This is a genomic window from Spirosoma koreense (assembly GCF_054777875.1).
In genome coordinates, this window is the sequence record NZ_BAAHAC010000022.1 from 155198 (window position 1) to 174735 (window position 19538).

The window sequence follows — 19538 nt, forward strand, 5'->3', positions numbered from 1 at the left end:
GGACTAAAACCAACGAATAAGATTACGGGCGACGCTGATAATTGGCAGGAATCGTGAACGGAAACCCCGGATTTTTGTCGACCAGTTCAACTTTGTTATGCTTGATCCGCAGCAGCGTTTGGTAGAACCGGCCGTCCGACTGAGATTTGTAATCGAGGGTTACCAGGCTGGTGTATGGAAACAAAAAATTGTTCAGAGACGTAAAATCTTCGTAATCGAGACGCAGCGTATTTTTTGTTGGCTGCTCGGTTACCATCAGCTTTTTTAGTTTCCGATCCTGTTCGCCAATGTAATTTTCGACCATTACTTTCCCTTCACTCTGGCGCAGTAGCAAATAATCCCGCTCATTTTTGATCTTCTGCGCCGGGCGTTTGGGCAGCGGCAAATTACCCACGATCAGGGCTTGCAGCAAGTCGAAATTCATCTGAAAATTGAACTGCTTGCTCAGCGTCGGAAAATCGTATACCGAATATTCTTTGTGAATTTTATCGACAATGATGATGGAATCCCTGGTGATCAGGCCACGAACGGCTTCGATTCCCAGCTTGGAAATCGACAGCCAGATCAAACTGTCTTTGCGCACCCGAATGTTGACATTCGCGTTGTCGATATCCTGCTGGTTATTTTTAAAGGAAATTTTTGACTTGGCCGTCAGGTAGCGGAAGTCGATTTCGGCTACGTTGGTGCGGGCTTCTTCGATACCGGGGCGGGCGGGCCGTGAAGCTGTAGAATCGACAGAGGGAACGGGAGTTGGGCGAGTGGCGACCGTAGAGTCAGAAACAGGAGCCGGCATTGAGGGCGGGCTGGTGCTGTGCGACATTCGATGCCGTCGACAACTGCTCAGATCCAGAAATGTGCCTAATACCAACGCAAATAGGATGTATTTATTCATGAGTTCGTAGCGGTCAGTCGTTCGTGTCCGGTAGTCAGTGTGGCACCTTGCCCTCAACTGACCACACAAACGGCTTATGGGGAGCCTTAGCGCCAACCGCCGGTTATAGCTTTCCGGAGGCTATTTTTTTGTCTAAATCTGGGCTGCCCCCGCCTTTACTTTTGGCTTGTTTCCATTGCTCGAGCGCCTTTTCATGTTGCCCAAGCTGGTAGAGTACGTCGCCATAATGTTCGATGATCGTGCCGCTCAGGTTCGCCGGGTCGGCCATTGCTTTTTCGAGGTACTGCCGGGCTTTAGCGTAATCTTTCGATACGTAGAGCACCCAGGCGTAGGTATCCAGGTAAGTAGCGTTGGTTGGGTTTCGCTCCACCAATTTTTGACCCAGTTGCAAAGCCCGCGGCAAATTAGCTTTCCGCAATGATAGAAAATAGCTGTAATTGTTCAGTACGTGATCGTTCAGCGGATCGGCTTTCAACACGGCTTCGTAAGCCTCATCGGATTTAGTATAGTCACCCAGTCCGTTATAAGCATCGCCCAATTGCGCGTCTATTCCTTTCCTGATTTCGGCATTGGCGCTCGATACCAGCAGCTTTTTGCTTTCTTCCAGCGCGTCGACAGCCTGTTGGTATTTCCGTTTGTAAAGATTGGCCGAGCCATTGGAATACCAGAACAAACCCTGCGTCGGGAATACTTCCAGTGCTTTTTCCGAATGCACCAGCAGACTATCGACCTGATTCAGTTCGCCGTCCAGCTGAAGCAGCGCTCCCCAGACTTCATATATCGATCCATCCAGCCGGGCTGCCTTCGCATAAGCATCACGCGCTTCGGTTTTCTTGCCCTGCTGCATCAATAGATCGGCCAGCATGACCTGTGTTTTCGGATCGTTGGGGGAGGTTTTTGCCAGGTTTTGAGCCATTCCCAGGGCATCTTTCTGTGCCGTTGGGCTTTCGCCGGTCATGCCTACGTAGCTCGACAGTATCCGTGCTTTCAGACCTGCTTCGAGGTTGGGGTTGGCCAATACCTGATTCAGTTCTTTCGTCACACGGGCCATATCTCCCTTTTTACGGTAAATGTCGGCCAGCAAAACATGGGCCTGAGGCAGATCGGCGTTGAGTTTAAGCGCCCGGTCGACCCAGGTAATGGCCTGATCGGTGCGGTCGTTGGCAATGAGCAACTCGGCTCCTTCGAGCAGGTAATCAGGGTCGCCCGGTTCGGAAGCAACGAGCTTTTCAGCTTCTTCAATGGCTTTGTCGATCTTATTCTGCTTTAGATAGATCCGTTGTTTTTGCCGGGTAATTTCCTCATTCAATCCCAACTCCCGCTCCACCAGATTATAGGCTTCCAGCGCTTTGTCGGGTTTTTCGTTAAACAAATAAATAGCTGCCAGCTCGACGCCGTATTCCGCGTTTTCAGGGCCTTTTTTCAGCAGCTTTTCGTACAAAGCTTCGGCTTCCGAATACCGTTTTTGCTTGACGTACAACTCGGCGAGGAGCAGCGCATAAAATTTATTCTGAGCGTCTAAAGAGTAAGCTTTGGTGGCATGTGGAAGCGCATCGGCAATCTTTCCCGTCTTCAGCAGAGTACTGGCCATTTCGTACTGAGCGGCCGAATTGGCGGGATCTTTCTGCAGAACTTTCGTAAACTGAGCAATGGCTTTGGTTGGCTCGTCGGTCATCAGGTACCGCACCCCTTCCGTAAATTGCGTTTCAGCTTCCATTCGGACCGTGGTTGTCGAGGCTGATTTGGCCAGCGAGGTATCGGCAGCGACTTTGGGGTTTCGGCGCTGCGCTGACGCGGGCAAGAGGCTTATCCACAGTACCAGCCCAAGGCTACCCAGCCACCCGATCAGGTGTCGTTTGTGGTAAAATGGAGATCGTGTATTCATGCTGGTTGGCGTAAGGAAGAACTCATTAACCAAAACGTGGTCTGCCACGTTCTATTGCGGCTTCGGTATAACTAACCCCCTTAGACAAAGGTAGTTCAAAATGCCCAAAAATTCGCAACGGGTGATAGAAGCGGGAACGGGCAGAGGGGTAAGGGTGAGTTGCGCTACACCCTTACCCCTCTGCCCGTTCCCCATGCCCTCTATTAACTCACGGCGTCGTAAATCTGGACGCGCTCCCACAGATGCGAACAGGCGTCGACGAACGCTTTATGCGTCGGATGTACCTGATACGCGTCGTGGGCGGCTTTATCGGTGAAGACAAGCGTCAGCGAAAAATCGTAGGAATGATCGATGACGGGCCGTCGGGTCTCGGCGGGCGTACCCACATAAGCCGTGGTGATATCGCTGATGCTTTTCAGGGTTTCGAGACCTGCACGCAGGTCGTTGTGATCCTCCTGGTTTTCGGGATGTTTAAGCCAGAAAAAAACGGTATGAACGAACATAAGTGAAAAGAAGATAGCCTTTGATGGTGTAAAAGTAGCATTACAACATCTTCGCACCAACAACCTGCTGATTATCTATCCGCTGCACATAAACCAGCACAGCTGTCTGGTCGGCCGGTAGGTTGGGAAGCAGCGGAAACGAAACGCTGCCCGATGAATTTGACGTTTCGACCGTTTGAAACTGTCGTACTACGTTTGTGTTCACCAGGGTTCGGCCGCCGTTTTCCCCGCGCTGTACGCTGGTATGGGCTTCTTTCTGCACCAACGCTACATGCACCTGGTAAGCACCTGGAGCCGATAGGGAATACCTGACCGTTAATTGCCTGCTATCGCGGGTAAGGGTTCCATCCACGCCAACGAATGCCGACGCCGGTTGCTTCTGAATCGCCTGGATGGCCTGTTCAATCCGGTTCCGCTGTCCTCCGATGAGGTCCTGCCGGCCGTTGATGATAAGCTGGGGCGTATAGGTTTGTGTATGGAGCAACCGGTCGTACTGACGCTGGCGATCGGTGTATTGCCTGGTACTGAAGGGATCGGTCCAGCCAAGCCGGTTCCAGTAGTCGACATGGAACGACAGACCATACACTACTTGTCCTGAGCGGGTAGCCTCTTGGGTGATTTCCTGCAAAGCCTTATCGGCAGGTGGGCAACTCGAACAGCCCTGCGAGGTAAACAACTCCAGCACCACCACCGGCTGGGTAGCTGGTTTGGCCGGGTTTTCAGAAGGTGGTGATAACACCAGGCTCAGAAACACCAGAAGAATGAGTGCGTAATGCATAGCTTCCTGAATTTATAGCCCTACATAATAGTCATAGCCCCGTTCGGCCCAGAAGTCGCGGGGGCGCTCATCGGCGAAGAAAATCCGGCCGATCCGTTTGAGGTTTTTCACGCCGTATTTAACCGGAATAATCAGCCGGAGCGGAGCCCCATGGGGCGCTGAAATCGGTTCGCCGTTCAGTTCGTACGCCAGCAACGTCTGCGGGTGCAGGGCACTTTCGACGTCAATGCCAACGTAATACCCTTTGTCGGGGGTTTCCATCCCAACGTATCGGAACAAATCGTCGGTATGATCCGGACTGGGCGCGTTACCGCTTCGGGTTCCCAGCTTATATTTTTCCATAAAGTCCGACAAACGGGCACCGCCCCAGTGCTGCACCTGACTCCAGCCTTCGATACACTTAAACTCATAGACGATTTCGTGCCTGGGTAGTGCCTTGACGTCGTCGACAGTGAGCAGCAGCGGTTGGCCATCGTTCCGGTCGATCTGCAATTTCCAGTCGTCGGGAATCGGCGATTTGAGGCCGTCGTAGCCGTTGACCCGAGCTTTTTTTGCGGCAGCTTCCACCGGGAACGTCCGGACCATGTGCGTATCGCTGAAGTAGGTACGGGCAATCTGCGCGTTGGCATCCAGCACCTTGCGGAGCGGTCGTTTGATGCCCTGCGCGCCAGGGCTATGGGTAATCCATTCGTAAACACCCACCGGGATGGCCGAAGCCAGCGCAAACCAGCCAAACGCCTGGATCATGCGCCGACGAACCGTCGATTCTGGCATGTTGTCTTGGGGGAGCTGAGGTTCTGTGAATTGGCTCATGGTAAAGCAGGCGTTGGGGTATTGGGTTCAAGGGGGCGTTCGGATGTAGGATCGGCGTTCAGCGGATGATCTGGATCGCGAGGGGTGATTACTTCAAAGCCGGTGACCATCGATTGGAAATTGTGCCAGCCCGCCCGAATAACCTGAAAAATATGGATGAAAAAGAAGAAGACGTAGCCCAGTGTTAGCAGAAAATGCTCTAAACGAGCCGCTTCGTAGCCACCCAGCAGGCTCGTCAGCCACGACAGTTGAGTCGGTTTATAAATCGCAAACCCAGTCAGCACCGACCCCACGCCCATAATCATAATCGAGAAATAAGCGATCTTCTGAGCACCGTTATATTTGATAAATGCGGGCTGGGTTTTGCGCAGGCCGATGTCGTAAAGCGTTACCTGAATGGCTTCGCGAAACGAGTGCCGATCTGGAACCAGATGCCGCCATTCGCCCGAAAGAAGGGTATAACCCACGTAGAGAATCCCGTTCAGGATGAACAGCCACATAAACACCCAGTGCCAGGCCATACCTTCTGCCAGCCGGCGCTGAACATGCAGAAACTTGTAAAAACCGTCGGGAAAGAACGAAACCAGTACGTAGTTGCCGATCTGAATTTTATACGGGTCATAAGCCCAGTAGATCAGCAGACCGCTCCAGATCATCACGAACAGAACCGGAAAGTTGATCCAGTGAAACCACCGGATTGCCAGCGGGTGTTTGTGGATAATGCGTTTCATGTTGTAGGCGGGTTTGGGGTTTATATATCTATAACGCACAAGTCGGGTAGTTAGATTCTGAACGGAAGCAGGTAATCGTCAAAACGACCTGGCGGCTATAAGACTGCGTACTTAAAAGGCGGTTTCGGCTGCGGCTTTCAACAATTTGGCCGACATCCGCTCTTTAAAATTCGGATTAATATACTCGAACTTAATTACCCCTTTCTGATCGAGCAGAAAAACTGCGGGCACGGGCAACAATTGCTCGGTATTCTTTCCTCCACTACCTTTCTCCAGGGTGGAACGATAAGCGTCGGGAGCTTTGAACGCCAGACCAAACGCTTTGGCAGCGGCTACGTCTGCATCGGAAAGAAGTGTATAGTTAAGTTGGTGCTTATCGAGGCTAACTTTCAAATTCTCCGGGCTATCGGTACTCACGGCGATGAGCTGGTAGCCCATTTTCTTCAGATCGGCTTCGAGCGTGCGTAACTCCGCTAACTGACGATTGCAGAAAGGGCACCAGCCCCCTCGATAAAAGACCAGCACCGTTGGTTTTTTTGCTACTTCGTTCGGCAGTGAAACGAGTTGTCCGCTAACGGATTGGAGCCGGACGTCGGGAATCGTCTCCCCAATCAGCAACGGGCTGATATCTTCAGGTTTTTGTGGGATGTCGAATCCGAACGAAAGCGTAAACAGGCAGGCAAGCAACAGACTTTTCATAGAAAACAGCTAGTCGAATAAGTTGGGTTATCTCGACAAAGCTGGCCGGTTTTTCTTTCAATGTCTATGCACAGACTGCCTTTGTCGTTATCGATTGTTCCCGATAACCGGCGCCTGGTGCTGTCTTTGCACTTTAAATTCGGAGGGCGGTATACCGATCTGGTTTTTGAAGAACCGGCTGAAATGCGGAATCTCCTTAAACCCTAAAGTAAACGTAATCTCTTTGATGGATTTATCGGTGTATAACAGCAGCCGTTTGGCTTCCAGGGCAATGCGGTTGTGAATTACCTGAAGCGGACTTTGCTGATTATACAGTGCAAACAGATTCGATAAGGTTTTGGGCGATTTGCAGAGTAGGTCGGCGTAGGCCATTACAGTATGGAGCTTTCGGTAATTCATTTCGACCAGCAGGTTAAAGCGCCGGACAATGTCGAGGTCGGTTTCGCTCAGAACTCGGTTGAGGTACTGCGCCCTGGCTAAGCGCGTCAGCTTAATAATCAGCCGTTTAAGAAGCATGCGGAGCATTTCGCCCTGGATGGTATCGTGGGTAGAAAATTCATCATCGAATACCATCAGCAGCGCGTCGAACTTCAGCCGTTCCGACTCGTTCAACTGGACGAACATCGGAATCCTGGCTCCATAGAACAAAAAACCTACGCACGAAACCTCTATGTCGTGATCGACGATGCAGTAAAATTCCCGGTCGAACTGCCAGGCTACTACCGTCTCGGGTCGCTCAAAGGCAAACGCCTGGTTGACCATCAGCGGCAGTACTGACTGAGTCGGGAACTCATAGCTCAGATCGTCGATCCGGACCAGTTGATTGGGGCCGGTGTTCCAGGCAATGGTCAGGAACCGATGCCGACGAAATGACAGAAAGTGCTGATCAAAATCGGATTCCCGGCAAATCAGGTTCAGCATTCCCTCCGTTCTGGGTTCGTGGTAAACGTATTGCATGGAGCAAAATAACGAAATTAGTTTTCGTTCTCCGTTGGCTCCTGACTAAGCCAGGAGCCAACGGAGAACGGCGGAGCAGGTCGACCAAAATTGACTTCCCGATAACGGTATAAAACTCTATCTTGCCGAAAAAGCATCTATGTCTCTGCAAACCCTCGATACGGATTATTTTAAACTGGACGGTGGGGCTATGTTCGGGGTTGTACCGAAACCGCTCTGGCAAAAACTCAACCCCGCCGACGAACAGAACCGGTGTACCTGGGCCATGCGCTGTTTACTCTACGAACAGGGCGACCGGCTCCTGCTGGTCGATACGGGCATTGGCGATAAGCAGGACGTCAAGTTTTTTAGCCATTACGATTTGCGCCGGACGCAACCCCATACGGACGTACGAACTGGCGAAACCAGCCTGATCGGATCATTGCGGGCGGCTGGCTATGCGGCTGCCGAAGTAACTGACGTATTGCTGACCCATCTGCATTTCGATCATGTAGGCGGAGCCGTCAGGCGGCTGGGTGAGCAGCTGGCGCCCGTTTTCTCCAACGCTACGTATTGGGTTCATCCCGATCACTGGAACTGGGCTGTCCATCCGAATCCCCGCGAAAAGGCGTCGTTTCTTCGTGAGAATATTTTGCCCCTGCAGGAAAGCGGTCAGTTGGCGTTTCTGACCCAGACGGCGTTTTCGTTTCCGGATATTGACCTGCTGTACGTGGATGGACATACCGAGAAAATGACGCTGCCTATTTTCCGGATCAACGGCCGAACGGTTGCTTATCTGGCGGATCTGATTCCTTCATCAGCGCATGTTCCATTGCCGTATGTCATGAGTTACGACGTCCGCCCATTGCTGACGATGGACGAAAAAGCCCGCTTGCTGCAGCAGGCCGCCGACGAAGACTGGATACTGGTTTTTGAGCACGATCCTGTAACCGAAGCCGCTACGGTTATGGTTACGGAGAAAGGCATCCGGGTGAAAGAAACCGGTAAATTAACCGAACTGCTGTAAGGCACTACAGACTAGAGCCCGTACGAAATAAACGGATTTGATAACGAGTTTATGGCCTTGGGTAAAAGCCCTCGACAAACCAAAAAATTCTACGCACCGTTATTGAGTCAATAAGACAAACGCTATGAGGATCGGGTTAGCATTATCGGGTGGAGGAGCGCGGGGTATTGCGCACCTCGGCGTCATCAAAGCCCTCCAGGAAATGGGGATTAGCTTCGACCAGATTGCCGGAACGAGCGCAGGAGCCATAACGGGCGCTTTATTAGCGCAGGGCTACACGCCTGACGAAAGTCTGAAAATTATCGAGTCATCTTCCTTTGTGCGACATCTTCGTCCCGCCTGGAACCGAATGGGGTTACTACGGCTCGACATGGTTGTCGATTTATACCGAAAATACATTCCACACGATTCGTTCGAGGGCTTGCAAACGCCCCTGCATGTTGTCGCTGTCGATCTTAATGATGGCGAATTGACTGTTTTCGAACGGGGCGAACTGATCCGACCTGTGCTGGCTTCGTGTTGCCTCCCCGGTATTTTTGAGCCGATGACGATCAATAAGCGGCAGTTCGTCGATGGCGGAGTGCTGAATAATCTGCCCGTGGACACCATCGAAAACAAAGTCGATTTTCTGATCGGATCGCACTGCAATGTACTGGGTCCGCGAAAACCCATCCGGTCCATGCGGGGGGTTATCGAACGAAGTCTGGTACTGGCCGTACAGAGTAAGACCAGAGAACGGTTTGCCAGATGCAGCGTCCTGATCGAACCGCCACAGTTGGCCCAATACAGCACGACCGACATCAGTAAAGCCCGTGAACTCTTCCGGACAGGGTATCAGTATACCCGGTCTATTACCCCGGAGATCGAAAAGGCGCTCAAGCAGCCAACTTCCGAAATTTCCTGAATTCCTTTTTCAACGATTCATCCGATAGGGTAAGCACTATCGGGGCGGTCGATCACGAATATCTTTTCTTCTAAACACGTTGAGGGCAACCTGAACGTATGGAGCCAATATGCCGGTATAAAATTAATTTGAAATTAAAAAAGTTGTCCTGCCTCGTTTCTACGAGCATTCCATGCGCACTAATACTTAATAAAATAGAATTATTTCATGTTTTCGTGAAGGCCAGGTAGAATTACTTAAGCAAATATTATTCCGATAAGTAAGCTGAATTAGAAAAATTATATTCGTCAGAAAAAAATAATATTGCTCTAAACGAAATAATATTCTAATATAGGTACCCTTTCAGGAATAAAAACTGGTTAACTAAGGATCGTACGCAAAATTTGTAATGATTTTTTTCATTGTATAGATTTGTTAGAAAGAAACATGTTTTCTTAACCTAACACTAAATGTACTATGATGAGAAATCTATGCGTGAGTATGCTCCTGGTGTGCTCACTCTGGTCCACAGCGTGGGCGCAGGAGCGAAGAATAGTCGGTAAAGTGACCTCGGCAGAGGACGGTTCGTCCCTGCCCGGCGTCTCGGTGGTTCTGAAGGGAACCACAAAAGGTACATCGACCGACGCGGAGGGTGTCTATGACATATCCATTCCGGCGGGGAAAGGGCAGGTGCTGGTGTTCAGCTTTGTGGGCGTTGCTACACAGGAAATTCCCGTTGGTAACCAGTCAGAGGTCAATGTAGGCCTGGTATCGGATACCCGTCAGCTTACCGAAGTTGTCGTAACAGGGAGTGGTATCGCTACCAGCAAAGCAAAGCTAGGTATTTCGGTAGAAAGTGTGTCGGGTAGAAACCTGCCGCAGACACCGACGGCCTCTATCGACCAGGCGCTGATCGGTAAAATACCGGGCGCTCAGATTTCTTCCGTCAGTGGTAACCCCGGCGATCCGGTCAATATTCTGCTTCGGGGTATCAACACCGTACAGGGCGGCACCAAACCCCTGATAATGGTCGATGGCATACAGGTAGCGGCTACGGATATCAACTCCCTCGATCTGAGCAATGTAGACCGAATCGAAGTTGTACAGGGCGCTGCTTCCGCTTCCATTTATGGTGCGCAGGGTGCCAATGGGGTTATTCAGGTATTTACCAAAAAAGGGAAAAAAGGCCGTATTGCGGTTAACTTTTCGACCAGCTACTCCGTAAACGAGTTTCTCAATACTGGCAATGTGCACAAAGCGGAGCTGCACCCGTACCTGACAGATGCCAACAACAACATCGTCGACAGCAAAGGAAATATCTTATCGATCAATGAAGTCGGTTCGCTTTCGGGCATATCGTATCAGTATGGCGGTGCAACCCGCTACGCCATTCAGGACATCCGGAACGATGCCAATAAGCCTTACAATGCCAACCTGAAATACTACGACCACTTTAAGCAGGTGTTCCAGACGGGCACTACCTCTAACAATACCATCAATATTTCGGGCGCTTCAGAAAAAAGTGATTTTAATATTTCGGTTGCCAACAACCACAACGTGACGCCTATCCTGAAAAATGGCTATATCGACAGAAGCAACCTGTCGGCAAACTTCGGGACCGAGCTGTTCAAGAACTTCACGATCCGGTCTACGACCCAATTGGTGTATACAAAAAATACCCTGAAGCCAGGTTTGGGCGCTGCCGGTGGGTTTTACTATGGACAGGGTAACTCGTTGGGGAATATTGGCTCGGTCTATGGATTTCTAAACACGTCTCCCTTTTTCGACCTGACCGCCAAGTTGCCTGATGGTACCTATCCCCGGATACAATACGCTGACTTTCTGAGCGTCAACGCCAGCAACCCGTACTATAACCTGGAATACACGGATGGTCTGGACAACAAGATAGACGTTATTCAGAATTTCAACGCCAATTACAAGGTCAACAAGTTTGTCGAACTGGATGCTAAATATGGTATCAACTACCGCAACGAAAACGCACGGTGGACGTATTATAACCAGTCGCAGAATGTCAACTCGAACTACTACGAAACATTCTCTACCACGTACAACCCCTACACAGGAAACAACTTTGCGCCCAACAACAACGGGGAGTTAGATAACTGGCAGTATAATACGACGTTCCAGAATTTCCTGGGTACGGCCTACATCCGGACTGACTTCCAGGATGATTTTCATCTTAAAGTGCCCATTCAGACCAGTACGCAGATTTCCTTCGATTATCGTAAGAACAAATACACGGAATACGATACGTATGGCTTAGGTTTGGGCCTGGCTCCCCCTTTCAATGTCTCTTCTACTTCATCGCAGGCGGTAGCACTCGATTACGTTCGTCCGTTTGTAACGTATGGTTATCTGGTGAACCAGAAAGTTGATTTTGGTGATTACGGTGGCGTGACAGCCGGTTTCCGGAGCGACTGGTCTTCGGCCTTCGGCGGTGGGTCTACCCCGTTTACGTTTCCGCACTTCGATGGGCACATTGCTCCTTTAGCGTTCTTTAAAAATAGTTCGCTGAGCAATACATTGTCGTATTTCAAGCTGCGGGCCGCTTATGGCGAAGCCGGTATCCAGCCCGGTGCGTTCGACCGGTATCCGATTCTAAACCAGCAGAATCTGGGCTCGGGCTTATCGTATTCGATTCCTGCTACCAGCAACAATCCAAACCTGCAGGTTGAAGTTTCGAAAGAACTCGAAGTCGGTACGGACTTCACCATCAGCGGCAACTCGAACCGTACATGGCTGAACTCGATTTCAGGATCGTTCACCTACTGGAAACGCAAGAGTGAGAACGTAATCTATACGGTTAGTGTACCCCCATCGCTTGGTTCGACGGGTCAACTGACCAATGCCATCAACATGTCGTCGAATGGGGTTCAGTTCTCACTGACGTTACCCGTTTATAGCTCCAAAAATCTGAAATGGGACTTCACGACCAACTTTGGCCACCAGCTTTCCAAAATTGATGCGATTGCCGGTGGGGCCGATATCATCCTGACCTCGAATGCGGGTAGTACAGCACTGGTGCTGACAGCCGGACAGCCAATCGGACAACTTTATGGCTACAAGGCCCTGACGAGCCTGGATTATCTGCGCCAGGATGGTAAGACGCCGTACATCACGGAAGCTAACCGCAGCAAGTACACCATCGTTGATGGTCGGGTAGTGGACAAATCAACGTACCAGATGCAGTTTACGGATGAGACCTATCCGCTGGCCAATCCAAACCCGAAGTTCAACGCTTCGTTCATCAACGGGGTTACGTTCAAAGACTTCCTGACCTTCAACTTCCAGGTTGACTGGGTATACGGCAGCCACCTGTACAATCAGACCAAAGAGTGGATGTACCGCGACGGAATCAGCGGGGATTTTGCTAAACAGGTAACCATCGATGGAAAAACGGGCGCGTTCCCAGCGTACTGGTCCAGCGCGTATTACAACCTGTGGGGCAGCTTGCGGGGCGCCGGTAACAACGCAACGAAAGACTTCTTCCTAGAAGATGCTTCGTTCGTACGGCTGCGCAACGTATCGCTTGCCTTCGACGTCGCTAAAGTGGTCAAACTACCGTATTTGACGAAATGCCAGTTAGTATTTACCGGAAGGAATCTCCTGACGTTCACGAAGTATACCGGCTATGATCCCGAGATTAGTTCCGGATCGTCTAACTCGTCCTTCGACCGGGGCGTAGACCACAGCACCCTACCAAATACAAAGTCGTATCAGGTTGGATTGAACATCGGGTTTTAATTTTTAACTGTCTTCGAACATGAGCTTTATAAATAACTATAAATTTCTTTCTACCCTTGGCCTGACGGTTATTCTGCTGGGAGCGGTTTCCTGCAAGGAGCAACTGGATGTGGGTAACCCCAACGCCCCCACGGTAACCGCGAATGTCAATACTGAAGCTGGCCTGATCAACTTCGCGCAGGGAGCTGTTTACATCAATGGGTTTGCAAATGGCGACAGTTGGTTGGGCGACAGCTATTTTTCGCTCCCCTGGGGCTATAGTGAACTGATGGGGGATCTGGTGGGTGCTGATGCGTCCAACAACCAGGTTACGACCATTGGTCAGCCAGATTATATTATTCTGGACGACGGCACGAAAGAAGTGAATACGTCTCCTCAGATCAGTATTATCAGGTCTTACAATAGCCGGGCAGCAACGGGCGCTGGCAACAACCCGCTGTATTACCAGTGGCTGAATATGTATGCACTCAACAATGGCTGCAATACGGCACTAGGCCTTGTCGATGGCATTAAGTTGTCGGGAGATGCTGCATCAAGATCAAATACCATCAAAGCCTGGTGCTACTGGTGGAAAGGCTATGCATATGCTTCCATTGGATCGATGTATTATTCAGGGCTTATCAATGATAAGGCAGGTACTACCAACGCGAACTACGTACTGCACGATGCCATCATCAATCAGTCGAATACGTACTTCAACATGGCTGTTACTGCGTTGTCGGCGATTACCAGCCCCAGCGATTATCAGACTGTAATGACGCAGTTGATTCCGGCCTTCAACCGGGTTGGCCACGGCGGTTCGGCCACGGAAGCACTGAGCATCGATATGTGGAAACGCAACATCAATACTATGCTGGCCCGTAATATTCTGGTTAACAAGCTGGCTCCTTTTGTTAATGGTAATCCCAATGCTACCATTACCAAATCATCGACAACGGCCATGACGGCCGCCGACTGGAACAATGTATTGACGCTCGTGACCAATGGTGTGAAGCAGACGGATTATGTGTTTACGGGAAGGACTCCGCCCTCAAATCCGTTCTTTACCGCTACCGGGGGAACCGTGGCGGCATTGACGACCGGTGTGAATAGTGGTACGACGTTTAAAATCAGCGAACGGTTTATTCAAAATTTCAACGCGGGCGACAAACGGTTCACCAATAATTTCAACACCGCCAATACGTATAAAAACAACTACATCTATACGACCCGGTATAACATCATCGATGGTGGTGCCGGTGCGGCTGGTGTCTATGTATACGGAACGAAAACGGTCGGAGCCTACGAACTGTACATTGCCGCGAGCTACGAAGAAAACGCACTGATGCTGGCTGAAGCGAACATACGTCTGAACAATATAGAAGCTGGTCTGGCTTTTGTGGATGCAGTACGGGCCTATCAAGGGGCCGGGGTTGCGGCTGTTGCCGGGACCGGCCTGACGCTGCCTAAAGCCCTTACGGAACTGACCCGGGAAAGACGGGTTTCTCTCTTCGGCAGAGGTTTATCGTACTACGACAGCCGCCGGTGGGGCTGGACGTACGACATTTCCAACGGGGGAGGAAGTTACGGAAACACGGTCGTAACTTCGGCGGGCGTTGTCAACAAGAACGTGACCATTAACTACAACTTCCTGGATTACTGGGATGTACCGGCTGATGAAGCGGTCTTGAATCCGTCTACGTCGGGAGTAGCGACTAAAAACCCTAACTTTTAGTTGTTAGTTCAGCAGAAAAAGACTCCGTCTACTCAAGTGGACGGAGTCTTTTTTGTGTGGTCATAAGAGAGATAAGGCATACTTATGGTTAAACCTGTTAACTGCTTGCATCAAAGTATAACCGATTGGCGTATAGACGGTAAGGTGATCGACGAAAGAATTGATTGAATTTAACATGTAGGTTTGGGGTTTGGCAAAAAAATGCTCTTTTTAGTAACTCCATAGCGTAGCTGGCCTTTTATACGATACCGACGAATTTTACGTTTGAAAAATGCGTAGCTTGCTAAGCTTTGTGGGGTTTAGAAGCCAGCACCGAGGTTGCGTGAACTCTAAAGAAAATCGATTGGAATAAACCTATACATGAGAAAATTTTACAGTCTTGTTTTCTGGTCTGCTTTGCTGGCTATCATGCCCGGCTGTCTATGGGCTCAGGGGCTGCGTATATCGGGTCGGGTGACCTCAGCCCAGGATGGTTTGCCAATTCCGGGGGTCAATATCGTTGTAAAGGGTACTACCAACGGGGTTAGTACGGATGCCAATGGCAACTACAATATTGCTATTCCCAGCAGTACCGCCGTTCTGCTGCTAACGTCGATCGGATTGATTTCGCAGGAAGTAACCGTTGGTAATCGCACAGTCGTGAACGTGCAGATGCAGGAGTCGATCAACGAGCTGGCACAGGTCGTTGTTACAGGGTATAACACTACACAGCGTAAAGACATTACCGGCTCGATCGCGTCGGTTTCTCCCGAAAAATTTAAAGATATTCCTGTCGCTAGTTTCGATCAGGCGCTTCAAGGCCAAGCTGCCGGTGTGCAGGTAACCCAGTCGTCGGGAACGCCGGGCGGGGGGCTCACGGTGCGCGTTCGAGGAAACACGTCTATTTCGGCTAGCAATCGACCCCTCTTTATTGTCGATGGTGTACCCGTGGAGGATGGCAATCTGACTGGGCGTGACTTTGGTGGGCAAACCGACAATGCGTTCGCGCTGTTCAATCCGAATGACATTGAGTCCATGCAGGTGCTGAAAGATGCCTCTGCCAAAGCTATTTATGGTTCACGGGCGGCCAACGGGGTGGTATTGATTACCACAAAGCGGGGTAAAGCGCAGAAAACAACCTTCACGGCCGATGTGCAGCGTGGTCTGACGGACATAGTTCGGAAGCCAGACCTGCTGAACGCATCCGAGCTGCTAGATCTTCAACGGGAAGCTGTCCTGAATGCCGGAATGGACCCGGATAAACTGGGCCTGATTAAGGGCGTTACCGATGGGCAGAATACAAATTGGGTAAATGCCGTGCTTCGGCAGGGAGTATATCAGCAGTATCAGCTATCAACACAGGGTGGTAACGAACGGACTCAGTTTTACCTCAGCGGTAGCTACCGTGATGAACAGGGCGTTCAATTGAATAACCAATTTACCCGTCTGACAGGCCAGTTAAAATTAGACCATAAGGCAACGGATCGACTCTCCTTCGGTACGAATTTGACCCTATCGCGGGCGTTCAACAAGCGGGTAAAAGGAGATAATTTTCTGGATGGTGTATATTCAGGTGCCGTAAAAAGCCTACCCTACTATTCGCCTTACGATGAACAGGGGAACTTGTATACGCCCAGTAGTCCCGAATATCCGGGATTTCCTAACTTCAATCCAGTAGCACAGGCGGTATTACCCCGTTTCAATACCTACACGGTTAAAGTTCTAGGCGGGCTGTACGCTGAGTACGAAATTATTCCAAATCTGCGTTTTCGTTCCAAAGTAAGCATCGATTATAATAACGTAACCGAGGATAACTTTGAACCTTCCTCGACTGCCATTGGTGGTTTTCTGCCAAGCGTTGGTTACCAGGGGTATGGTGATTTCAGCAATACAACCATATCGACCTTTATAAACACAAATACATTAACCTACAACTGGCAGCTAGCAGAAAAACATCAGTTCAATGCTCTGGCTGGTTTTGAAGTGCTGCAACGTACCGAACGTGGGGGGAACGTGCAGGGGCGTCTGTTTCCCAGCGACGACTTTACTTACATTGCATCAGCCGGGATTGTTGATCAGGGAACGTCATCTGTAGTTAATAGTGGGCTGTTATCTAGCTTTGGCGAGGTTCGATACAATTATGATGAGAAATATTTAGCTACCCTAACGGCTCGTTACGACGGTTCGTCGCGGTTTGGACAGAGTCGGCGGTTTGGTATCTTCCCTTCGGCCTCGCTTGCCTGGCGGCTTTCGAACGAACCGTTCATGCAACAATTTCACTTTCTCAGCGACCTGAAGCTGCGAGCCAGCTACGGATTTACGGGGAATGAGCGCATTGGTGATTTTCAATTTCTGGGCACCTGGTCGTCGGTTACCTATAGTGGTGCCACGGGTGTTGGCCCCGCTACCCTGGCCAATCCCGCTCTGCAATGGGAACGGACACGCGAAGCCAACATAGGTCTAGATGCATCATTCCTGAGCGGGCGACTCAACCTGATCATTGATGCTTACGACAACCTGACCGATAAACTGCTGTTTGCCCAGCCCATTCCGCAAACGACAGGATTCAGTACCGTTCAGGGAAATATTGGTAAAGTCTCAAACCGGGGGATCGAACTGACCATTTCGACGGTGAACATAAACCGCGCCGTTCGCTGGAGCACCGACCTGAACTTATCCCGCAACCTGAATAAAGTAGTAGAACTGGCCAGTTCGGAGCCTGTTTTCCGGGGTTACCAGGGTAATGGCGTGACGAACACCAACGTCGTACTGCCTGGGCAACCCCTGGGTACGTTCTGGGGACTGAAATTTTTAGGGGTCGATCCCGCTACTGGCGATGCGATCTACGATGACAAAAATGGCGATGGTCGAATAACGCCCGATGACGCTCAGGTCATTGGTAACGCCCAGCCTAAGCTATACGGTGGGTTAACCAACAAAGTATCCTGGAAAGGTATTGACCTGAGTGTGTTGCTTCAGGGGTCTTACGGAAACAGTATTCTTAATTTCTCGAACGTGACGCTGTTGAATACTGGGACCGACATTCAGAACAACCAGGTACGGGCAGCCCTCAAGCGCTGGCGGAAAGAGGGTGATATTACCAGCGTTCCCCGTTACGTGTACCAAAACACCTATAACAATTACCTGAGCAGTCGTTTTCTGGAAGATGGTTCCTACCTGCGCCTGAAGAACGTATCGCTGGGCTATAATCTTCCCAAAAAAGTAATAAGCAAGGCAAAGATTGCGAACGCACGGCTTTATGTATCAGCCACCAATATTCTGACCTGGACTCGCTATACGGGACCTGATCCGGAAGTAAGTACACTCGATGGGTCAACGACGGCACAGGGGATCGACTTTTTTACGTTCCCTCAGATCAAAACGGTGGTAGTAGGCGCAACAATTGGTTTTTAAACAGATGGAGGTCCGCGGTTAGCAGTCGCACTGATGGCTGCTGTTAGATCGCCTTCCGACGTCAATTTATAAATTTCGAATTCAGACCGGCAATGATTCGCTTTATACGATATAGTTTTTTCCTGACGCTACTCAGCCTGTCTTCATGTCAGGATGTGCTGCAACCGAAGCCAGCAACGTTGCTGGTCGACGATTTGGTCCTGAACGAACCCAACGATGTTCAGCCGGTTCGGCTTGGGCTCTACAGTGCCTTCCGAAGTTTGGCAACGCCGAACATCATTGCCGGCGACTTTACATCTGATTACATTCAGGCGAACGGAACGTTCCGGGATGAAATCGAACTGGGAACGAAAAAAATAACGGCCGCCAACGGGGCTGTCGATGCGCTCTGGATCGGTATCTACCGGACCATCTACGTAGCCAACTTTATTCTGGAGCGTTTGCCTAACATAGCCACGGTTACTGAGGCAACCCGAAAACAGGTTACTGCCGAAGCGTTGTTTATGCGCGCCTGGGCCAATTTTATCGGCGTTTATAGCTTCGGAGACATTCCGAAGGTTACTACCATCGATCAGCCTACCAACAGTAAAGTAGGCAGAACAGCGCAGGCTGACATACTGGCTTCCGTGATAGCCGATTATCAGGCCGCTCTGACGAATTTACCCGACGTTACGACGGCATCTACCAATGCCATAACGAATGCCACTTATCTCAATAAAGTGAATTGCCGGGCGGCTATGGCCCGCTATTACCTGTATCAGAAAAACTGGGCGCAGGCCGAACAACTGGCCACGCAGGTCATTAGCTCCAACGTTTACACGCTACAGACCAATTTTTCCGACGTTATTACCAAAGACTTTACAAGTGAGTCGATCATTGAAGTGGGTTTTAACCTGACAGATGACCCAGGTACGAGTAATGACCTGGTTACTGGTTCTCCCGGTTTAAATAACCTGCTGGTCGGCCGTCGGGAAGTGATTCCGTCGAACCAACTGGTGAACGCCCTGATTTCGAATGCGGCTGGTACCCGTAGCGCAACCATTACGTTCAATGCCCAGCAGCAACGGGGCAATGATAACGGCTGGACCGTGCGCAAATATGGCACAGCTTCCGAAGACAATAACAACGTGGTACTGATTCGGCTGGCCGAAATGTATTTGATCCGAGCCGAAGCTAGAGCTCAGCAGGGTAAGTTAACGGGCGCAAGTGGGGCCGTCGCCGATCTGAACGTGCTACGGACCCGTGCTAAGGCTCCGGCTATAACGGCAACAGCGCAGGCTGACATTTTGCTGGCAGTCGAACAGGAACGTGTCTACGAGTTAGCTTTTGAGGGGCAGCGGTGGTACGATCTCGTTCGGACAGGTCGGGCGCAGACGGTCATGTCGAATTTTACGCCCAACTGGGACAGCCATTACGAGCGCTGGCCGATTCCACAGCGGGAAATCCAGCAGAATCCGGCTCTAACCCAAAATCCGGGTTATTAACAGAGTGATAGTTGGGGTTAATGTCAACCATTGAC

At 50.5% G+C, this 19538-nt stretch carries 14 protein-coding genes; 6 read left to right on the top strand and 8 right to left on the bottom strand.

Annotated elements, in window-relative coordinates:
- Positions 1 to 22: 22 nt before the first annotated feature.
- From ACYVC2_RS14265 to ACYVC2_RS14300, 8 genes are all read right to left on the bottom strand, one after another.
- Complete coding sequence (locus tag ACYVC2_RS14265; RefSeq protein WP_461103122.1) at positions 23 to 892, bottom strand: DUF4292 domain-containing protein; 870 nt, start codon at positions 890 to 892, stop codon at positions 23 to 25.
- A gap of 103 nt (positions 893 to 995) precedes the next feature.
- A complete protein-coding gene (locus tag ACYVC2_RS14270; RefSeq protein ID WP_461103123.1) occupies positions 996 to 2777 on the bottom strand; it encodes a tetratricopeptide repeat protein in 1782 nt (593 codons plus the stop codon).
- 203 nt (positions 2778 to 2980) lie between these two features.
- Positions 2981 to 3280 (bottom strand): Dabb family protein, encoded by a 300-nt coding sequence (locus ACYVC2_RS14275; protein ID WP_461103124.1) that lies wholly within the window; start codon positions 3278 to 3280, stop codon positions 2981 to 2983.
- 40 nt (positions 3281 to 3320) lie between these two features.
- Positions 3321 to 4058 carry a DUF1223 domain-containing protein gene (locus tag ACYVC2_RS14280; RefSeq protein WP_461103125.1) on the bottom strand — a complete coding sequence of 246 codons (738 nt, stop codon included), beginning with the start codon at positions 4056 to 4058 and terminating at the stop codon, positions 3321 to 3323.
- Positions 4059 to 4070: 12 nt separating this feature from the next.
- Positions 4071 to 4871, bottom strand: coding sequence for a molybdopterin-dependent oxidoreductase (locus tag ACYVC2_RS14285; RefSeq protein WP_461103126.1), 801 nt, complete (start codon positions 4869 to 4871; stop codon positions 4071 to 4073).
- On the bottom strand, positions 4868 to 5602 hold the full coding sequence (locus ACYVC2_RS14290; RefSeq protein ID WP_461103127.1) for a cytochrome b/b6 domain-containing protein: 735 nt from the start codon (positions 5600 to 5602) through the stop codon (positions 4868 to 4870). Before ACYVC2_RS14290 ends, ACYVC2_RS14285 begins: the two co-directional genes overlap by 4 nt.
- Positions 5603 to 5713: 111 nt before the next feature.
- A complete protein-coding gene (locus ACYVC2_RS14295; RefSeq protein WP_461103128.1) occupies positions 5714 to 6301 on the bottom strand; it encodes a peroxiredoxin-like family protein in 588 nt (195 codons plus the stop codon).
- An 87-nt stretch (positions 6302 to 6388) separates the two neighbouring features.
- Positions 6389 to 7258 (bottom strand): AraC family transcriptional regulator, encoded by an 870-nt coding sequence (locus ACYVC2_RS14300; protein ID WP_461103129.1) that lies wholly within the window; start codon positions 7256 to 7258, stop codon positions 6389 to 6391.
- Between the two features lie 139 nt (positions 7259 to 7397).
- Here ACYVC2_RS14300 and ACYVC2_RS14305 point away from each other — a divergent pair, with 139 nt between their 5' ends.
- The 6 genes from ACYVC2_RS14305 to ACYVC2_RS14330 all read left to right on the top strand — a co-directional run bounded on the left by ACYVC2_RS14305 (position 7398) and on the right by ACYVC2_RS14330 (position 19503).
- Positions 7398 to 8264, top strand: a complete 867-nt coding sequence (locus tag ACYVC2_RS14305; protein WP_461103130.1) for an MBL fold metallo-hydrolase — start codon at positions 7398 to 7400, stop codon at positions 8262 to 8264.
- A gap of 124 nt (positions 8265 to 8388) precedes the next feature.
- Positions 8389 to 9168, top strand: coding sequence for a patatin-like phospholipase family protein (locus ACYVC2_RS14310; RefSeq protein WP_461103131.1), 780 nt, complete (start codon positions 8389 to 8391; stop codon positions 9166 to 9168).
- 456 nt (positions 9169 to 9624) lie between these two features.
- A complete protein-coding gene (locus ACYVC2_RS14315) occupies positions 9625 to 12912 on the top strand; it encodes a SusC/RagA family TonB-linked outer membrane protein (protein WP_461103132.1) in 3288 nt (1095 codons plus the stop codon).
- 19 nt (positions 12913 to 12931) lie between these two features.
- Positions 12932 to 14626: a RagB/SusD family nutrient uptake outer membrane protein gene (locus ACYVC2_RS14320; RefSeq protein WP_461103133.1), complete on the top strand. Its 1695-nt coding sequence runs from the start codon at positions 12932 to 12934 to the stop codon at positions 14624 to 14626.
- A gap of 360 nt (positions 14627 to 14986) precedes the next feature.
- Complete coding sequence (locus ACYVC2_RS14325) at positions 14987 to 18019, top strand: SusC/RagA family TonB-linked outer membrane protein (protein ID WP_461103134.1); 3033 nt, start codon at positions 14987 to 14989, stop codon at positions 18017 to 18019.
- A 92-nt stretch (positions 18020 to 18111) separates the two neighbouring features.
- The gene (locus ACYVC2_RS14330; RefSeq protein ID WP_461103135.1) at positions 18112 to 19503 is read left to right on the top strand and encodes a RagB/SusD family nutrient uptake outer membrane protein; all 1392 of its coding nucleotides are present in this window, start codon (positions 18112 to 18114) and stop codon (positions 19501 to 19503) included.
- Positions 19504 to 19538: the final 35 nt, after the last annotated feature.

Bases quoted from the DNA above. Each gene is read 5' to 3' on its own strand.
- ACYVC2_RS14280 (WP_461103125.1), bottom strand. From the start codon at position 4,058: ATGCATTACGCACTCATTCTTCTGGTGTTTCTGAGCCTGGTGTTATCA.
- ACYVC2_RS14275 (WP_461103124.1), bottom strand. From the start codon at position 3,280: ATGTTCGTTCATACCGTTTTTTTCTGGCTTAAACATCCCGAAAACCAG.
- ACYVC2_RS14290 (WP_461103127.1), bottom strand. From the start codon at position 5,602: ATGAAACGCATTATCCACAAACACCCGCTGGCAATCCGGTGGTTTCAC.
- ACYVC2_RS14265 (WP_461103122.1), bottom strand. From the start codon at position 892: ATGAATAAATACATCCTATTTGCGTTGGTATTAGGCACATTTCTGGAT.
- ACYVC2_RS14300 (WP_461103129.1), bottom strand. From the start codon at position 7,258: ATGCAATACGTTTACCACGAACCCAGAACGGAGGGAATGCTGAACCTG.
- ACYVC2_RS14320 (WP_461103133.1), top strand. From the start codon at position 12,932: ATGAGCTTTATAAATAACTATAAATTTCTTTCTACCCTTGGCCTGACG.
- ACYVC2_RS14315 (WP_461103132.1), top strand. From the start codon at position 9,625: ATGATGAGAAATCTATGCGTGAGTATGCTCCTGGTGTGCTCACTCTGG.
- ACYVC2_RS14305 (WP_461103130.1), top strand. From the start codon at position 7,398: ATGTCTCTGCAAACCCTCGATACGGATTATTTTAAACTGGACGGTGGG.
- ACYVC2_RS14330 (WP_461103135.1), top strand. From the start codon at position 18,112: ATGATTCGCTTTATACGATATAGTTTTTTCCTGACGCTACTCAGCCTG.
- ACYVC2_RS14295 (WP_461103128.1), bottom strand. From the start codon at position 6,301: ATGAAAAGTCTGTTGCTTGCCTGCCTGTTTACGCTTTCGTTCGGATTC.
- ACYVC2_RS14325 (WP_461103134.1), top strand. From the start codon at position 14,987: ATGAGAAAATTTTACAGTCTTGTTTTCTGGTCTGCTTTGCTGGCTATC.
- ACYVC2_RS14270 (WP_461103123.1), bottom strand. From the start codon at position 2,777: ATGAATACACGATCTCCATTTTACCACAAACGACACCTGATCGGGTGG.
- ACYVC2_RS14285 (WP_461103126.1), bottom strand. From the start codon at position 4,871: ATGAGCCAATTCACAGAACCTCAGCTCCCCCAAGACAACATGCCAGAA.
- ACYVC2_RS14310 (WP_461103131.1), top strand. From the start codon at position 8,389: ATGAGGATCGGGTTAGCATTATCGGGTGGAGGAGCGCGGGGTATTGCG.